The following is a 17,631-nucleotide window of genomic DNA, read 5'->3' as shown; positions in this document are numbered from 1 at the left end:
TCACTCCGCGGCTTCCACGACCGGCGCGATCCGGCGTGAATGCTTCGCCTGCGCCTCATAGGCCTTCTGCCAGTCGGACGGACCATTCGACGGCGAGACCTGCACGGCGGTGACCTTGTATTCCGGACAATTCGTGGCCCAGTCCGAATAGTCGGTCGTGATCACATTGGCCTGCGTGTCCGGATGATGGAACGTGGTGTAAACCACGCCCGGCGCGACACGATCGGTGATGAGCGCGCGCAGCGTGGTCTCGCCGGCGCGGCTCTTGAGGCGCACCCAATCGCCATCGCGCACGCCGCGCTGCTCGGCATCATGCGGATGGATCTCGAGCCGGTCCTCGCTGTGCCAGACCACATTCTCTGTACGGCGGGTCTGCGCGCCGACATTGTACTGGCTGAGGATGCGCCCCGTCGTGAGCAACAGCGGGAAACGTGGCCCGGTGCGCTCATCTGTTGCGAGATATTCGGTGACGATGAACTTGCCCTTGCCGCGGACGAAGCCGCCGATATGCATCACCGGCGTGCCCTCGGGCGCCTTCTCGTTGCAGGGCCACTGCACCGAGCCGAGCTCGTCGAGCTTGGCGTAGGAGACGCCGGCGAAGGTCGGGGTCAGCGCCGCGATCTCGTCCATGATCTCGGAGGGGTGGTCGTAATGCATCTCGAAGCCCATCGCCTTCGCGAGGCGGATCGTCACTTCCCAGTCGGCCATGCCGTTCTTTGGCGTCATCACCTTGCGCACGCGCTGGATACGACGCTCGGCGTTGGTGAAGGTTCCATCCTTCTCCAGGAAACTCGAGCCCGGCAGGAACACGTGCGCGTAATTCGCGGTCTCGTTCAGGAAGAGATCGTGCACGATCACGCATTCCATCGCCGACAGCGCCGCCACCACGTGGGAGGTGTTGGGATCGGATTGCAGGATGTCCTCGCCCTGCACGTAGAGGCCCATGAAGGTGCCTTCGATCGCGGCGTCGAACATGTTGGGGATGCGCAGGCCCGGCTCAGGGTTGAGCTTGACGTTCCACATCGCCTCGAACTGGTCACGCACCGCATCCGTCGAGATGTGGCGATAGCCCGGCAGTTCGTGTGGGAACGAGCCCATGTCGCAGGAGCCCTGCACGTTGTTCTGGCCGCGCAACGGGTTCACGCCGACGCCGGGGCGGCCGATATTGCCTGTCACCATCGCGAGGTTGGCGATCGCGATCACCGTGGTCGAGCCCTGGCTGTGCTCGGTGACCCCCAGCCCGTAATAGATCGCACCGTTGCCGCCGGTGGCGTAGATGCGCGCGGCTTCGCGGACATCCTTCGGGTCGACTCCGGTCAGGATCGCGGTGGCTTCCGGGCTGTTGTTCGGCTGCGCGACGAACGCCGCCCATTCCTCGAATTCGCTCCAGTCGCAGCGCTCGCGCACGAAGGCTTCGTTGACGAGGCCCTCGGTCACGATGACGTGCGCGAGCGCCGTCATGACAGCGACATTGGTGCCCGGCATCAGCGGCAGATGCAGCGCCTCAAGGTGAGGGGACTCCACCATCTCGGTGCGACGCGGATCGATCACGATCAGTTTTGCCCCTTGCCGCAGCCGCTTCTTTAAGCGCGAGGCGAACACGGGGTGGGCAGAGGCCGGGTTGGCGCCGATCACGATCACGACGTCGGTCTCCTCGACCGAGTCGAAGTCCTGCGTGCCGGCCGAGGTGCCGAAGGTTTGCGACAGGCCATAGCCGGTCGGCGAGTGGCAGACCCGGGCGCAGGTATCGACATTGTTGTTGCCGAAGCCGCCGCGGATCAGCTTCTGCACCAGATAGGTCTCTTCATTGGTGCAGCGGGACGACGTGATGCCGCCGACCGCGTCGCGGCCGTATTTCTGCTGGATCGCCTTGAACTTCGCGGCGGCAAACGAGAACGCTTCGTCCCACGACACTTCGCGCCAGGGATCGGCGATCCGCTCGCGGATCATCGGCTTCAGGATGCGTTCCTTGTGGTTGGTATAACCCCAGGCAAAGCGTCCCTTGACGCAGGAGTGTCCGCGATTGGCCTTGCCGTCCTTGTACGGGACCATGCGCACCACTTCCTCGCCGCGCATCTCGGCCTTGAAGGCGCAGCCGACGCCGCAATAGGCACAGGTGGTCACCACGGAATGCTCGGGCTGGCCGATCTCGATCACTGATTTTTCCGTCAGCGTCGCGGTCGGGCAGGCCTGCACGCAGGCGCCGCAGGAGACGCATTCGGAGCCGAGGAAGCTTTCGCTCATGCCCGGCGAGACACGGCTGTCGAAGCCGCGGCCGGCGATCGTCAGTGCGAAGGTGCCTTGCACCTCCTCGCAGGCGCGGACGCAGCGCGAGCAGACGATGCATTTTGACGGATCGTAGGTGAAGTAGGGATTGGACTCGTCCTTCGGCATCCAGGCCGGATTGACCGCGCCAGCGGACTTGGCGAACACATGGTTGTCGCCCTCATAGCCGTAGCGCACGTCGCGCAGGCCGACTGCGCCTGCCATGTCCTGCAATTCGCAATCGCCATTGGCAGCGCAGGTCAGGCAGTCCAGCGGATGGTCGGAGATGTAGAGCTCCATCACGCCCTTGCGCAGCTTCTTCAGCCGCTCGCTCTGGGTATGCACGACCAGCCCTGGCGCCACCGGCGTGGTGCAGGACGCCGGCGTGCCCGAGCGTCCCTCGATCTCGACCAGGCACAAGCGGCAGGAGCCGAAGGCGTCGACCATGTCGGTTGCGCACAGCTTCGGGATCTGGTGACCTGCTTCCATCGCCGCGCGCATGATGGAGGTGCCCTCGGGCACCGTAATGGGCTTGCCGTCGATGGTCAGCGTGACCATGGTCTCCGATTTGGAGCGCGGCGTGCCGAAGTCGATTTCCTCGATCAATGACATGGCGATTTTCCTATTCCGCGGCCTCTAAGCGGGCCGGTGCCGGGCCGAAATCATCCCGGAAATGCCTGAGGGCACTCAGCACGGGGTAGGGCGTGAAGCCGCCGAGCGCGCAGAGCGAGCCGAACTTCATGGTGTTGCAGAGGTCCTCGACGAGAGCGAGGTTTTCGGCCACGCGCTCGCCGCGGATGATCTTCTCGATGGTCTCCACGCCGCGGGTCGAGCCGATCCGGCAGGGCGTGCACTTGCCACAGGATTCGATCGCGCAGAATTCCATCGCAAAGCGCGCTTGCTTGCGCATATCGACACTGTCGTCGAACACGACGATGCCGCCATGGCCGATCAATCCGTCGCGTGCAGCGAAAGCCTCATAGTCGAACGGCGTATCAAAGAGAGCGCGCGGGAAGTAGGCGCCGAGCGGGCCACCCACTTGCACCGCGCGCACCGGACGGCCGGTGAAGGAGCCGCCGCCGATCTCGTCGACAAGTTCGCCGAGCGTGATGCCGAATGCGGTCTCGAACAGGCCGCCATGCTTCACATTGCCGGCAAGCTGGATCGGCATCGTGCCGCGCGAGCGGCCCATGCCAAAATCTGCGTAAGCCTTGGCGCCGTTATCGAGGATGAACGGGATCGCGGCGAACGACAGCACGTTGTTGATCACCGTCGGCCGCCCGAACAGGCCCTTGTGTGCGGGCAGCGGCGGCTTGGCGCGCACGATGCCACGGCGGCCTTCGAGGCTTTCGAGCAGCGAGGTTTCCTCGCCGCAGACATAGGCGCCGGCGCCGACGCGCACCTCGAGATCAAAGCTGTGCGCGGAACCGCCGATAAGGGCGCCGAGATAGCCGGCGCGCTTGGCCGCTGCGATCGCGGCATTCATCGCCTCGACCGCATGTGGATATTCGGAGCGGGTGTAAATGTAGCCTTTGGTGGCGCCGACCGTGAGGCCGGCGATCGTCATGCCCTCGATCAGCACGAAGGGATCGCCTTCCATGATCATGCGGTCGGCGAAGGTGCCGCTGTCGCCTTCGTCGGCATTGCAGACGATGTACTTTCGGTCGGCGCTGGCCTGCGCGACCGTCTTCCACTTGATGCCGGTCGGGAAGCCGGCACCGCCGCGGCCGCGCAGGCCGGAGGTGGTGACGTCGGCCAGGATCTCGTCGGGGGAGAGCGTCAGCGCCCGCTCCAGGCCCCTGTAGCCGCCATGGGCGCGATAGTCCTCGACCGAGCGCGGATCGATCACGCCGCAGCGCGCGAAGGTCAGGCGGGTCTGGCGCTTCAGCCAGGGGATATCGTCGGCGATGCCGAGGCGCAGCGGATGCGGCCCGTCGGCGGCCATCGCATCGAGCAGGGAGGTCGCGTCCGCAGCGCTCACCGGTCCGAACGCGACCCGGCCCGCCGCTGTTGCGACTTCGACCATCGGCTCCAGCCAATACAGCCCGCGCGAGCCGGTCCTGACAATCTCGATCACAAGGCCGCGCTGCTCGGCGGCGAGCTCCAGCGCCGTCACGACCTCATCGGCGCCAACGGCGACTGCGCCAGCATCGCGGGGGACAAAGAGTCGCATCGTCATCGCTGCGCCTCCTTCACCAGCGCATCGAGGCGCGCTTCGTCGAGCCGACCGACCATGCGGCCGTCCAGCATCGCTGATGGCGCGGTGGCGCAGAGGCCGAGGCAGTAGATCGGCTCCAGCGTTACGCGCTCATCGGCCGTGGTATTGCCGAGCGCAACGCCGAGCTTGGCTTCGGCGCGCGCGGCCAGCGCATCGCCGCCGGCGGCCTGACAGGCCTCCGCGCGGCAGAGCTTCAGCACATGACGGCCTGCGGGCGCCTTGCGGAAATCATGGTAGAAGGTGAACACGCCGTGGACTTCGGCACGCGAGAGATTAAGCGCGGAAGCGACCATCGGGATCGCGGGCTCGGGCACGTAGCCGAAGGCCTCCTGCAGCGCGTGCAGGATGACCAGCGTCGCGCCTTCGAGCTTGGCATGCTCGGCGATGATCTCGGCGCCGCGCGCTTCGTTCCAGGGTTCGTAGGCCGACGTCATCCACATCTCTCAAATCGCGTTTTCACTCGCTGCTATGAGAGTTGGAATCGATCTAGATATCAATAAAGCTGTCTCATGCTGCGATCGTGAACAGCGATCGATTGGGATATGAAATCGATCGATATATAAATAGAATTGGTAGCGGGGCACCTTGTCCGTTACGGCTTTTTCTCGTGTTCGTCGCGGTTGTGATCGTTATATTCGAAGTGGCATGCCAGAGCTGATGAGGCCTTCTTGATCGACAAGCTTGAACTCCTGTTGGCGCTCGCAAAGGAGCGGCATTTCGGCCGCGCGGCGGAGGCGTGCGGCGTCACGCAGCCGACGATGTCGACGAGCCTCAAGCAGCTCGAGGATCTCCTTGGCGTGATGCTGGTGCAACGCGGCTCCCGCTTTCAGGGCTTCACGCCCGAGGGTGAGCGCGCGCTCGATTGGGCGCGCCGTATCGTCGGCGATGCCCGCGCGATGCGGGAGGAGATCAATGGGCTGAAGCACAAGCTTTCCGGCGAGATCCGGATCGCGGCGATCCCGACCGCGCTCGGCATGGTGGCTTCACTGACCACGCCGTTTCGCGCCCGTCATCCGGACGTGCGCTTTCGCATCCAATCCTGCACCTCGTCCGACGTGCTGGGCCTCCTGGAGAACCTCGAGGTCGATGCCGGGCTGACCTATATCGAGAACGAGCCGATCGGCAAGGTTCGCACCATCCGTCTCTATGGCGAGAGCTACCGCTTGCTGACATCGCCCGATGCCATGTTCGGCGATCGTGACACCGTCACATGGAAAGAGGTCGGGCAGGTGCCGCTCTGCTTGCTGACTCCCGACATGCAGAACCGCCGCATCATCGATCGCGCACTTCGTTCGGTCGGCGCGGAAGCGACGCCGACGCTGACGTCGAACTCGCTGCTCGTGCTCTACACCCATGTGAAGACCGGCCGCTGGGCAAGCGTGATGCCGGCAAAGCTTGCGGAGACACTCGGCCTCGCCGATGCCGTGCGCAGCATTCCGATCGTCGACCCTGTCGTGAACTACAGCATCGGCCTGGTGATCCCGCAGCGCGACCCGATGACGCCCTTGATTGCCGCGCTGGTCCAGGTCGCCCGCGAAGTCGCGCCCACGCTGGAGTCGGTATCCCCCAATCATAGCGCGTGACCCACGTGTCACTACGTTGACGCGCGCGTCACGGCGCGGCCGTCGGGCGCCTGACTGTCTCCTCCAATTCACATTTCAATCGCCGCTCGATTCAGGCCGTTCTGGCGGCCGAATAGCGGCAGAATGCTGATTTTCCCCAAAGCTCAAGCGATGATTGTCTGAACGGAAATCTCTTCTCGCCTTGCAGCATCGAAGGGAACTTTGCCGACGGCTCGACTGTTGCAATGCTACGCTTGGTTCAAACATCTGGGAGTTCCCGTGAATCGTCGCCAGCTACTGCAAGGCTCGGCAGTGCTGCCGACACTCATGTTGTTTCCGGGAACCGAAACCGTCGCCGCCGTCCCGTTTGATCCGTCCACCGTCCGGGAACTTGCGCGCAGCCTCGCGAGCAAATCGTTCGAGGCGCCCGATGAAAAGCTGCCGTCCGAGCTGAAGGATCTGAACTACGATCAGTATCGCTCGATCCGCTTCATGCCGGAACGCGCGCTGTGGCGTGCCGAAAAGCTGCCGTTCCAGGCGCAGTTCTTTCACCGCGGCTTCTTCTACAAGAACAAGGTCAGCATCTTCGAAGTCGTCGACGGCCAGGCGAGCGAAATCCGCTATCGCAAGGACGACTTCTCGTTCGGCGACAATGTGCCGACGTTCGCCGCTGATAATCTCGGCTTTGCCGGCTTTCGCATCCACGCGCCGATCAACAGGCCCGACTATTTCGATGAGGTCTGCGTCTTCCTCGGCGCCAGCTATTTCCGTGCCGTCGCCAAGGGTGAAACCTACGGATTGTCGGCGCGGGGATTGTCGATCGACACTGGAGAGGCGAAGGGAGAGGAGTTTCCTTATTTCAAGGCGTTCTGGCTGGAGCGCCCCGCAGCCAACGCGACCTCACTCGTCATCCACGCGCTGCTCGACAGCAAGAGCTGCGCCGCGAGCTACCGCTTCACCTTGCGGCCCGGCGAGACCACGGTGTTCGACGTCGAGATGTCGCTTTATCCGCGGGCCGATCTCGAGCATGCAGGGCTGGCGCCGATGACCAGCATGTTCTTCTTCGGCCCCAATGACCGCAACGATGTCGACGATTTTCGTCCCTCGGTGCACGATTCCGACGGGCTCGCGATTTTCAACGGCAAGGGTGAAAGCCTGTGGCGTCCGCTGAGCAATCCGCGGGATCTTCAGGTCAGCACCTTCCAGGACCTCAATCCGCGCGGTTTCGGGCTGATGCAGCGCGAGAAGAGATTCGCCGCCTATGAGGATATCGAGTCGCGTTTCGAGGCTCGCCCGAGCCTCTGGGTCGAACCGATCGGCGATTGGGGCGAGGGCGGCGTCGTGCTGATCGAGATTCCGACCAAGGAGGAAATCCACGATAACATCGCAGCGTTCTGGCGGCCCAAGGCGCCGCTGAAGGCCAAGAGCGAAAACAATTTCACCTATCGCCTGCACTGGGGCCCGGATATGCCGAAGCCTCATTCGCTCGCCCGCTTCGTACGCACCGGTATCGGCGCGCGCGGCGACGACAGCAAATTGTTCGTGCTGGATCTGGTCGGCGACAACCTGAAGGCAATCGATCCCAGCAGCATCAAGGGCGTCGTGAGCGCCGAGAAGTCCGAGATCACCAACATCGTCACCCAACCGAACCCCGACACGGGTGGATGGCGGCTCAGCTTCCAATGCGCGGTGAAGAAGGATACGCCCGTCGAGCTTCGGGCCTTGCTGGTGCAAGACGATAAACCTCTTTCCGAAGTGTGGGTTTATCGATGGGCTCCGTAGCGACGTCTGCGCCGCTGACGCGGGACGCGCTGGCGGGCGGGTTCCTGCCACGCGAAGATCCGCTCGAGATGATCACATCGGACTTCGCGCGCGCGCCGCAGGCGACGCGGCAGCCTGTACCGGTGGCGTCAAGCATGTGGCTGCGGCGGACATTTGTCTTTGCAGCCACTATCGCGCTCACCGGCGCCGGCGCGTACGAGATGTACAAGGTGCTCGAAGTCGGGGGCGTGACCGTCCTGGAATGGATGGTGCTCGCGCTGTTCGTGGCGTTGCTCGCCTGGATCGGCTTCTCGTTTGCTTCCGCTCTTGCGGGCTTTTTCGTCCTGCTCGGCAGAGGAGGGAATGCGCTGCAAATCGCCGCCAGCGGTTCCTTGCCTGATATCGCGAGCCGGACAGCGGTTCTGTTGCCGACCTATAATGAAAACGAAATCCAGTTGATGGCCCGCCTGCGTGCGATCTACGAGTCCGTCGAGGCGACCGGGCATGGTGAGCACTTCGACTGGTTCGTGCTGAGCGACAGCACCGATCCCGACATCTGGATCGCCGAGGAGCGCGCTTTCCTGAAACTGCGGCAAGCCTGCGGTTCCGATCGGCTCTATTACCGTCACCGCGCCAACAATGTCGCGCGCAAGTCCGGCAACATCGCCGAGTGGGTTTCCCGCTTCGGCAGCGGCTATCAGTTCATGATCGTCCTCGATGCCGACAGCCTGATGACCGGCGAGACGATGGTGCGGATGGTTCATGCGATGGAAGCGAACCCCGCGGCGGCATTGCTGCAGACGTTGCCGATCATCGTCAATGCGCGAAGCCTGTTCAGCCGCCTGCAGCAGTTCGCCGGGCGGCTTTATGGGCCGATGATCGCCGCGGGCGTAGCCTGGTGGCACGGCTCCGAAGGCAATTATTGGGGGCACAATGCCATCATCAGGGTGCGGGCATTCGCCGAGGCGGCCGGGCTGCCGGAGTTGCACGGACGAAAGCCGTTCGGCGGTCATATTCTGAGCCACGACTTCGTCGAGGCCGCGCTGATGCGCCGCTCCGGCTGGGGCATCTATATGGCGCCGACGCTCGGCGGCAGTTTCGAGGAAGTGCCGCCTTCGCTATTGGATTTCGCGGCGCGCGACCGGCGATGGTGCCAGGGAAACCTGCAGCATCTCGCCGTGTTGCCGACGCGCGGACTGCACTGGATTTCGCGCCTGCATTTCATGACCGGGATCGGCTCCTATATCACTGCGCCGCTGTGGTTTACGTTCCTGCTGCTCGGCATACTGATCTCGTTGCAGGCCCGCTTTGTCCGCCCCGAATATTTTCCGAAGGGGTTTGCGCTGTTTCCCAACTGGCCTGCGCAGGACCCCGTGCTCGCGGCCTGGGTGTTCGGCGCCACCATGGCGCTTCTGATCGTGCCGAAACTGCTCGGCTTCCTGTTGCTGTTGACGCAGCGGGACACGCGGCGGCGGTTCGGCGGCGCCATTCGCGCTTTCCTCGGTGTCATCGTCGAAGTGCTGATCTCCGCCATGATCGCACCCGCGATGATGGTGTTCCAGTCGATCGCGGTGATCGAGATCCTGATTGGCCGTGATGCCGGATGGCAGACGCAGCGCCGCGACGACGGCTCGGTCGAGCGGCGCGAGCTCTATCGCAAGTATGGAGTGCCCACGGCCTTCGGCGTACTGATGGCCGCGAGCGCCTACGCCGTCTCTCTGCCGCTGCTGTTGTGGATGTCGCCGGTCATCGTCGGGCTGTTGTTTGCCATTCCGATCGGCGCCTATACGGCGAAGCCGCGGATGAAGGCGCTGTTTGCGACACCGGAGGAAGTCGCGCCGCCGGCCGTGCTGGTCCGTGCGAACGAACTGGCGGCATCGCCTTCGGTTGAGCGTGGCCGCGCGCTGGTCGAATTGCAACGCGACCCGCAATTCCTGACGCAGCATCTCCGCTCGCTCCCACCACCGGCGCGCCGGCGACCGCAGGAAATCGACCCGCAGCTCGCAACAGCCCGCGCCCGCGTTGAGGCGAGCGACACCTTCGAGCAGGCCGTCGCCTCTCTCACGGCCCGCGAGACGTTGGCGGTGTTGAACGACCGGGCGTTGTTGGAAACAATCCTGAAGTTGGCCCCGGAATGACGGCGTCGCCTGGCCAAGGGCAGTGCCGTAGGGTGGGCAAAGCGAAGCGTGCCCACCATTTACATCGGTGCAAGCGATGGTGGGCACGCTGCGCTTTGCCCACCCTAACGGCAGTGCGAAATCCTTACGCCGCCTCCCGCATCCTCGCCGCAAAGGCGTTGCGTGGCAGGGCGATGCGGACGACGGTGCCGACGCCGAGCTTGGAGCGCAGCTTCATCGAGCCGCCATGCAGGCTGGTCAGCGAGCGTGCGATCGCAAGGCCGAGACCCGAGCCCTGATAGGTCTTGGTGAGCTGGCTCTCGACTTGCTCGAACGGCTTGCCGAGGCGCTGCAGCGAGTCCTGCGCGATGCCGATGCCGGTGTCGGCGATCAGCATCACGATTTGATCGTCCAGCACCTGGCTGCGCACGATCACCCGGCCGTTGTCGGGCGTGAACTTCACCGCATTGGAGAGCAGGTTGACGACGATCTGCTTGATCGCGCGGCGATCGGCCACCACGGGAATCGTGCGTTCGATGTCGGCATCGAGCGTCAGCTGCTTGGCCTGGGCGCGTCCAGACACCACGCGCAGCGATTCCGCGAGCGTCCTCGACAGATCGAGCGGCTCCAAATCGAGCTTCATGCGCCCGGCCTCGATCTTCGACATGTCGAGGATGTCGTTGATGACGTCGAGCAGATATTTGCCGCTGGTGAGGATATCGTGGCAATATTCCTGATACTTGTCCGAGCCGAGCGCGCCGAACATGCCGCTGCCCATGATCTCGGAGAAGCCGATGATGGCGTTCAGCGGCGTGCGCAGCTCGTGGCTCATATTGGCGAGGAATTTCGACTTGGCGGCGTTGGCTTCCTCGGCGCGGGTCTTCTCCTGCGAATATTTTTCCGCGAGGTCAGCGAGCTCGATCGCCTGCCGCTCGAGCTCGGTCTGCGAACGCTTCAGATCGACGACGGTGGCGCGCAGGCGCAGATCGTTGTCGACGAGCTTCTGCTCGTGGGCCTTGATGCGGGTGATGTCGGTGCCGACCGAGACGTAGCCGCCGTCCTTGGTGCGGCGCTCGGAGATGTGCAGCCACTTCCCGTCGTCGAGCTGCGCCTCGAAGGTGCGCGCGCCCGGCATCGGCACGCCGGCCTCGTGCAACCGCGTGCGGACCTCCGGCATGCTGCCGACCTCGATCACGGTCTCGTAGGAGGTGCCGGGAGCAACGGCCGAATCCGGCAATTTGTGCAGGCGCTGGAAGTGCGAGTTGCAGAGCACGAGGCGGTCCTCGGCATCCCAGAGCACGAAGGCTTCCGGAATGGTCTCGATGGCGTCGCGCAGCCGCAGGTCCGCTTCAACAGTTTTTTCGGCGAGGCTCTTCTGCTCGGTGATGTCGACCGCGATCCCGATCAGGTGCAGGCCGCCATCGGCTGACGCGTGGCTGAGCTCGCAGCGCACGCGCAGCCAGATCCAGTGGCCCTCGGTGTGCTGCATGCGGAACGACTGGTCGATGTGGTCGATCTTGCCGGAGATGAGCTGGTCGGCGATGTCGAACAGATCGATGTCGTCCGATTTCACCAGTGCGTTGACCTCGCCGAAGGTCAAAAGGTCGTTGCGGGATTCGAGGCCGAGCAGCGTGAACATCGACTGCGACCAGAAGATGCGGCCGCGCGAGAGGTCCCAGTCCCACAGGCCGCAGCGGCCGCGGTTGAGCGCGGTGTCGATCCGGCCGCGGACGGCGTCATTGATGAGATCGCCCTCGCGGGCGCGGGTCGACTGCCAGTGGAAGGCGAAGCCGAGGATGAGCACGACGAAGCCCGTGGTCGCCGAGAGCGTGACCGAGAGCGCGGCGTCCGATCCCCAGATCGGCTCGTTCATCTCCTGGATCACGACCACCTGGCCGGGCAGCGATTTCACCTGAACCGAAATGGCCAGCGCGCTGTCGCCGTTCGGCAGGATCATGTCGGCGAGGATACCCTGCTGGCTCGGCGCGACGAGCAGTTGCGCGGTGGAGACGATGTCGAACACCCGGTCGTTCTCGCTAAGCCCGTCGATCGGGGCGCGGGCGAGCACGCGATGATCGGCGCTGGTGACGATGACATGGCGGCCCCTGGCGATGCCCCAGGACGGAATGAGGTCGGGCAACAGGTTCTGCAACTGCTCGATATTGCCAAGGTGTTCGCGGCGGCTCGAGATCAGGCGATCGAGCCGCTCGGCGAGGATATCGGAGAGGGCGGAGAGGTCGCGCTTCAGCGCGGCGCGCTTCTGCCGGCTCTGGTCGACCACCTGGACGAAGGCGCCGAGGCAGATCGTGATCAGGAAGGCGATGATCAGCGTGGGCACGGCCCGGCGCAACGCAGGCTCAGCGGTCAAGAGCCTGTGGTAGTCTGGTTTCGCGATCGATTGCGCCAATCCCTTGATCGAATCGGATTGAACGCACGCGTTCGCCGCATGCGCACGCGTCATGCCCTAGACCCCCACCGCAATCTGATTTGCCACACGGTTCGGAAGCCAACCCCACGTTGCTCCCGAATCATTATGATTTGAATCCAGTTTTCCCGGCGTGTCGAGAGTCAACGATTCGTTAATGCGAAATAATTCTTGTCCAAGACAGAATCGCGGCTCGCAAACCGAGTCCGAAACGAGAACGTCGATGTGTGTTCCTACCTGTGCGGCGGCTCGGCGTGGCTGATGACGCGCTTGATGGTGGGGAAGGCGCGGCGGAGCGCGCGCTCGATCGCGTCGACTTCCTCGTGCACCTTGATGACGCTCATCGACGGCGCGGCACGGCAATGGAAGTTGACGATCTCGCCGGCGTCGGAGTCGCGGACGCGCACATTGTGGATGTCATGGATCGGGCCATCGGCGGCAAAGCGCGCCAGCGCCTGTCTGATGGTCTCGACGCGATCAGGCGCGGCGTTGCTGCCCCATGGCAGTTCCGGCTCGAGCGGCTCGATGTGGGTGTCGACTTCGACGTCCTCGCCGAAGTCCTCGCGGATCGCGCGTTCGAGATCGTGGGCGATGGCATGGGCCGCGGAGAGTTCCATCTCGCCGTCGACCTCGAGATCGATGCTGACGATCAGCTTCTCGCCAAGCGCGTGCACGGTGACGTGATGGATGGCAAGCCCGGAATTGCGCGCGATCACCATGATGCGCTCACGCACGCTCTCATTGTCGCGTGCGACTGGCACCGCGGCGAAGGTGAGGTCAGCATCGCCAAGCACCTCAGTGACTGCGGCCTTGGCCCTGCGCTTGATCTCCTCGACGCGGTCGATCGGAATGGTGCGCGGCACCTTGGCGATGGCGTCGATGAAATAGGTCGGCCCGACCATGCGCACGCGCAGCCGCTCGACCTCGACCACACCGGGCACGTTCCGGATCGCCGCGGTCGCCCTCTCAAGCACGCCTTCCGGAGCCCGGTCGGTCAGCGTCTCCACGGTCGAGCGCGCCATCCGGAAGCCGAGCAGCGCGATCATGAGGGCGACGGCGACGGCCGCGGCAGCGTCGCCCCACCAGAAGCCAAGGCCGGCGAGAATGAGGCCGATGATGACGGCAAAGGAGCCCATCACGTCGGAGGCGAAATGCAGCGCGTCGGCTGCGAGCGCCTGGCTCTTAGTCTCGCGCGCCGCACGATGCAGCGCCCGCGCTCGCCAGAGGTTGACGACGATGTCGATGATGAGGACCACGAAGGGGATCGCGGAGATCGACGGCGGCGGCGCGCCTTCGTTCAGCCGGCTATAGGCCTCGACCAGGATGCCGCCCGCGAGCACGTAGAGCAGGGCGATCACGCCGAGCGCGGAGATGCTTTCGAGCTTGCCGTGGCCGTAGTGATGCTCTTCGTCCGCGGGCAGGTCGGACACCCGCACCACTGCCCAGGTGATGATGGTCGCGATCAGGTCGACCGAGGAGTGCAGGGCCTCCGAGATCAGCGCCAGCGATCCGATCGCGATCCCGACGACGAGTTTCGCCACGGCCATGCCACCGCTGGCAAAGACCGAGATCGCTGCGACCGAGGATTTGACGTTGTGAGCGCTCATCGCCAGCGGTGTAGCAGCCCACCCGCCAACATCAAGCGCCGATCGCAGTCGCAATCGCCACTCACTCGCAGCAGCAGGTTGTTGCGAATTATTCCGAATCCAGAAAATGTTTCGCGTGAGTTCACCAGACACATTTCAGATGCAGGTCCACAGTCTCGCGGCGTGTTTCACCCGAGCTTTGCAAAATCATTCGCCCAGAACCAAGAGGGCGCAGGGAACGCCGGGCGCGCGCTGCACCCGCGGTCTCGTGTGCATAAGTGCACAAAGAAGCGCACACGAGCATACAGGTTCAGCGGAGGCACTCCGGCATTCCCTGCGCAATGGTTTTACGGCTTATATCGTGCTCTCCTCGGTGAGACCGGGCTTCTTGCCACCGTCGCCCGCCAGAAGCGTTGGCTTCTCACGGACTTGACGCCAGCGTCGGGGCGTCAGGACCACACGACTTCGCCGTCCGCCTCATGCGCACTCGTCCGTCGCGCAATTCGCGTCCACCGCATCCCACCGCAACACTCGTGACGATCGCGAAGCGCCCCTCAATCGGGTGAGACGCGCAGATTAATAGACTGATTTGCATTTCGGAAAAACAGAAATATTTTTTCTGCGCGGACTGGACAGGTTTTTGCTGATTTGCCCGTCGAAGAGAGGACGGATGAGACGGCGCAAACTCCGACTTCCAGTCGATTGTTGATTCAGCTAACGCCGGCATCGCTACGGAGTCACACGATGCCGGCGCTCGCGTTCGGTTAGAGGTCTTCTTCTCAGAGGTTCGGATGCAGGTCTCGCACGGTGCTCACGTTCTCGAGTAGGGAGGCAAGATGCAGGATAGTCGACTCGGCGAGCCAGCTTCCGACGAGCTGCACGCTGATCGGCAGTCCTTCCTTACTGGTGCCGAACCGCATCGACAGCCCGGGCAACCCGGTGACGTTGAGCGGCACGGTGGCGCCCTGGAGGTAGGTGGCGTCCACGGTCTTGCCGTTGATGACGAACTTTGCGACGCCATGCTTGTGGGCCGGGATCGGCAGGACCGGGGTGATCAGCGCGTCGTATGTCCTGAAATAGTCGGCATAGCCGTCGCGCAGCCGCTCGGCGGCCTGTTCCGCGTCGATGTAGTCCTTCATGGACGTATCGGGCAGCGAGAGCATGGTCTTGGCCATTTTATAGAGCTCGTCCGGACTGCGGCCGGCGGTCGCCTCCGCGAATGCAGGCTTCATCTCCATCACGTGAAGGCGGTTGAACACGTCGAGAGCGAAGTCGCGCTCGAGCGCCGGGATGCGCACCGGCTCCACGAAACAGCCCAGGTCCTTGAGCGCCTCGGCGGCCCCCTTCACCGTGGCGGCGACCTCGGGGTCGACCGGCCCGAAGCCGGGCTCGACCAGCCAGCCCACCCGGAGCTGACGATGGGGCGAGCGCCCGACCCCCGCATCGAACTGCGCGGTGCTCGTTGCGAAAGCGTCTTGGCCGTCAGGGCCGGCCAGTTGCGAGAAGGTGAGCGCGAGGTCGCGGACACTGCGTGCCATGGGACCAACATGCCAGAAGCGGCGCGGCGCGCGCGGCCAGATCCCAGTCATGGGCACACGCCCATGCGTTGCCTTGAGGGAGACAATCCCGGTCTGCGCGGCCGGACCGCGCACCGAGATCGCAAGGTCGGTGCCCAGTCCCAGCGGCGACATGCCCGCCGCGATCGCCGCGGATTCACCGCCGCTCGAGCCCCCCGGCGTGCGGGTCAGATCCCAAGGATTGTTCGACCTGCCTGAGAGCAGATTGTCGCTTTCGATCCAATAGGAGAACTCGGGAAGGTTCGTCTTCGCGAGCAAGATGCCGCCCGCCTTCTTCATGCGTGCGACGCTGGTCGCGTCGATCTCGGGAACGCGTCCCTTGAAGATCGGTGAACCGCGCTGGGTCGCCACGCCCGCAGTGTCGATCGAGTCCTTCACCGTGAAGGGCACGCCATGCAGTGGCCCGAGCTCCTCGCCGGCGACGATCGCCTTCTCCGCCACCTTGGCTGCTTCGAGCGCATCGTCGGCAAGCGTAACAATCGCGTTGATCTTCGGGTCCACGGCCGCGATGCGATCGAGATGGGCCTGCACGACCTCCACTGGCGACAGCTCCTTTGTGCGGATCAGTTCGGCCAGCTTGGTGGCGTCGGAATAGATGATCTCGGTCTTCATGGGTTGCAGCCTACCTAACACTTGGTAGACTGCGGATACCTCTTTCAAAGCTTGGCGTCAAGCCCTATCTAACGCTTGGTAGGTAAGGGCTAGGGAAGTGTTCTTTGAGCGCAAATTCACGAGAAGCGATCTTGGCGGCGGCCAGGCGGACGGCGCAGGCTCACGGCTACAGCGGCCTGAACTTCCGCGATCTCGCGGCCGATGTGGGTATCAGAGCCCCGAGCATCTACCACCACTTCCCGAGCAAGGCCGATCTCGGCGCGGCGGTAGCGAAGCGTTATTGGGAAGATACGGCCGCCGAACTGGAGGCCATGTCGTCGGAATGCGCCGACCCGCTGCGCTGTCTGCAAGCATATCCCAGCATCTTCCGAAGATCGCTCGAGAGCGGCAACCGTCTGTGCCTTTGCAGCTTCATGTCCGCCGAATACGACGACCTGCCGGTGGAGGTTCAGAAGGAGGTGCAAGCTTTCGGCGACGTCAACGTCGCATGGCTGAGCAGAACTCTTGTCGCGGCGGGCTTGGTCGGACGTGAGGAAAGCGAAGCCCGAGCCCGCTCGATCTTCGCCGCCGTCGCGGGGGCCCAGCTCATGGCACGCAGCCGCTCGGACATCTCACTGTTCGATGCACTCATCGATGGCTATCGAGCCGCTGGTCTCCTGCCGGGCGGAAAGAAAGCATCTCGTCGGTCGTAGAGCCTCGGCGCCAGTTCTTCATGTCGGCTCTTGGCCCGAGAGCGAAGTTCGGCTTGGCTTCGAAATGGTCTGCTTTATCGGGGTAGAGCGGAAGTGATCGACCGATCAGCCAAATGGCGCTGTTGACCCTCAGCGGACGTCGGCACGCCAAAATCGCGTCACGGCGGCGATGACTGCTTCCGGAGCGTCTTCTTGAACAAGGTGCTTCGCTCCGGAAACGATCATCAACGGAGCCGAGAGCCGGCGTGACAACTCTTTTCCGTCCGACAGCGGGCACCACTCGTCTTCTTCTCCCAAATAAGCGTAACAGGACAGCGCATCTCTCCGTAACGCCACTCGATCTCCTGCGTATACTTATCGTCCATTTGCGCAATCTGCCGCCAGAATGCCTTTTGACCCTCATCACCAAGCCACGGGTGCAAATACAACGACATGTCGGAAGTACGCAGGGCCTTGGCAACCGCACCGTCGATGTAAGCGCGCAAGATAGCTTCATGGACATAGGCCGGCAGATGAGAGAAGACGTCCTCGTGTTGCTTGGCTGATTGAACAAGCGCTGATCCTTGAGGGCTGATTGCTACAGGGTCTATTAGAGTAAGCGATCTGTATTCGAGCCCGTCGAGCAGATGCCCNCGCAAAGCAGTGGATCCTCCGAAGTCGTGTGCGACGATATCCGGAGGACCGATGCCCCAATGTTCGCAGAGGGCCGCGAAGAGACGGTTTTGAATGCCTCTCGACACGTCAGCGTTCGGCATATCGGATCGACCGTATCCCAGCATGTCGAAGTAGTATACGCGGCGTTCCTGTGCAAGCAGA

11 protein-coding genes are annotated in these 17,631 nt (G+C 63.6%); 4 read left to right on the top strand and 7 right to left on the bottom strand.

The genetic code is table 11. The annotated features are described in order from the left end of the window. The 3 genes from fdhF to YY7_RS0139370 are packed head-to-tail and all read right to left on the bottom strand — an operon-like array spanning position 1 to position 4,917. Positions 1-2,877, bottom strand: a complete 2,877-nt coding sequence (fdhF, locus tag YY7_RS0139380; protein ID WP_028167969.1) for a formate dehydrogenase subunit alpha — start codon at positions 2,875-2,877, stop codon at positions 1-3. Between the two features lie 10 nt (positions 2,878-2,887). Further along, the gene (locus tag YY7_RS0139375; RefSeq protein ID WP_028167968.1) at positions 2,888-4,444 is read right to left on the bottom strand and encodes a formate dehydrogenase beta subunit; all 1,557 of its coding nucleotides are present in this window, start codon (positions 4,442-4,444) and stop codon (positions 2,888-2,890) included. Beyond that, entirely contained in the window at positions 4,441-4,917 is a 477-nt protein-coding gene (locus tag YY7_RS0139370; RefSeq protein ID WP_028167967.1) for a formate dehydrogenase subunit gamma, read from the bottom strand. The genes YY7_RS0139375 and YY7_RS0139370 overlap by 4 nt, the downstream gene beginning before the upstream one ends. A 234-nt stretch (positions 4,918-5,151) precedes the next feature. Here YY7_RS0139370 and YY7_RS0139365 point away from each other — a divergent pair, with 234 nt between their 5' ends. The 3 genes from YY7_RS0139365 (at position 5,152) to mdoH (ending at position 9,944) form a co-directional block, all read left to right on the top strand. Next, positions 5,152-6,066: a LysR family transcriptional regulator gene (locus YY7_RS0139365; RefSeq protein ID WP_028167966.1), complete on the top strand. Its 915-nt coding sequence runs from the start codon at positions 5,152-5,154 to the stop codon at positions 6,064-6,066. A 306-nt stretch (positions 6,067-6,372) separates the two neighbouring features. Then, a complete protein-coding gene (locus tag YY7_RS0139360; RefSeq protein WP_035692120.1) occupies positions 6,373-7,827 on the top strand; it encodes a glucan biosynthesis protein G in 1,455 nt (484 codons plus the stop codon). Further along, a complete protein-coding gene (gene mdoH, locus YY7_RS0139355; protein WP_028167964.1) occupies positions 7,815-9,944 on the top strand; it encodes a glucans biosynthesis glucosyltransferase MdoH in 2,130 nt (709 codons plus the stop codon). The genes YY7_RS0139360 and mdoH overlap by 13 nt, the downstream gene beginning before the upstream one ends. Before the next feature lie 124 nt (positions 9,945-10,068). Here mdoH and YY7_RS0139350 read toward each other — a convergent pair whose 3' ends face one another. From YY7_RS0139350 to YY7_RS0139340, 3 genes are all read right to left on the bottom strand, one after another. Next, the gene (locus YY7_RS0139350) at positions 10,069-12,384 is read right to left on the bottom strand and encodes a sensor histidine kinase (protein WP_028167963.1); all 2,316 of its coding nucleotides are present in this window, start codon (positions 12,382-12,384) and stop codon (positions 10,069-10,071) included. Between the two features lie 197 nt (positions 12,385-12,581). Beyond that, positions 12,582-13,955 (bottom strand): cation-efflux pump, encoded by a 1,374-nt coding sequence (locus YY7_RS0139345; RefSeq protein WP_028167962.1) that lies wholly within the window; start codon positions 13,953-13,955, stop codon positions 12,582-12,584. 758 nt (positions 13,956-14,713) lie between these two features. Continuing rightward, on the bottom strand, positions 14,714-16,123 hold the full coding sequence (locus YY7_RS0139340) for an amidase (protein WP_028167961.1): 1,410 nt from the start codon (positions 16,121-16,123) through the stop codon (positions 14,714-14,716). Positions 16,124-16,227: 104 nt separating this feature from the next. Between YY7_RS0139340 and YY7_RS0139335 the strand changes: the two genes are divergently transcribed. Further along, positions 16,228-16,815, top strand: coding sequence for a TetR/AcrR family transcriptional regulator (locus YY7_RS0139335; protein WP_028167960.1), 588 nt, complete (start codon positions 16,228-16,230; stop codon positions 16,813-16,815). 224 nt (positions 16,816-17,039) lie between these two features. Here YY7_RS0139335 and YY7_RS54320 read toward each other — a convergent pair whose 3' ends face one another. After that, a complete protein-coding gene (locus YY7_RS54320; RefSeq protein WP_433994560.1) occupies positions 17,040-17,570 on the bottom strand; it encodes an alpha/beta fold hydrolase in 531 nt (176 codons plus the stop codon). Between the last annotated feature and the right edge of the window lie 61 nt (positions 17,571-17,631).

It is taken from the genome of Bradyrhizobium elkanii WSM2783 (genome assembly GCF_000472865.1).
In the GTDB taxonomy this organism is placed as follows: Bacteria; Pseudomonadota; Alphaproteobacteria; order Rhizobiales; family Xanthobacteraceae; genus Bradyrhizobium; species Bradyrhizobium elkanii_A.
Note: the sequence above shows the minus strand (reverse complement) of the source record. Positions and strands in the feature narration are given on the sequence as shown.

What these genes read in the sequence shown, in the direction of transcription:
- fdhF (WP_028167969.1), bottom strand. Translation starts at nt 2,877, where the DNA reads ATGTCATTGATCGAGGAAATCGACTTCGGCACGCCGCGCTCCAAATCG.
- YY7_RS0139375 (WP_028167968.1), bottom strand. Translation starts at nt 4,444, where the DNA reads ATGACGATGCGACTCTTTGTCCCCCGCGATGCTGGCGCAGTCGCCGTT.
- YY7_RS0139370 (WP_028167967.1), bottom strand. Translation starts at nt 4,917, where the DNA reads ATGACGTCGGCCTACGAACCCTGGAACGAAGCGCGCGGCGCCGAGATC.
- YY7_RS0139360 (WP_035692120.1), top strand. Translation starts at nt 6,373, where the DNA reads ATGTTGTTTCCGGGAACCGAAACCGTCGCCGCCGTCCCGTTTGATCCG.
- mdoH (WP_028167964.1), top strand. Translation starts at nt 7,815, where the DNA reads ATGGGCTCCGTAGCGACGTCTGCGCCGCTGACGCGGGACGCGCTGGCG.
- YY7_RS0139350 (WP_028167963.1), bottom strand. Translation starts at nt 12,384, where the DNA reads ATGACGCGTGCGCATGCGGCGAACGCGTGCGTTCAATCCGATTCGATC.
- YY7_RS0139345 (WP_028167962.1), bottom strand. Translation starts at nt 13,955, where the DNA reads ATGAGCGCTCACAACGTCAAATCCTCGGTCGCAGCGATCTCGGTCTTT.
- YY7_RS0139340 (WP_028167961.1), bottom strand. Translation starts at nt 16,123, where the DNA reads ATGAAGACCGAGATCATCTATTCCGACGCCACCAAGCTGGCCGAACTG.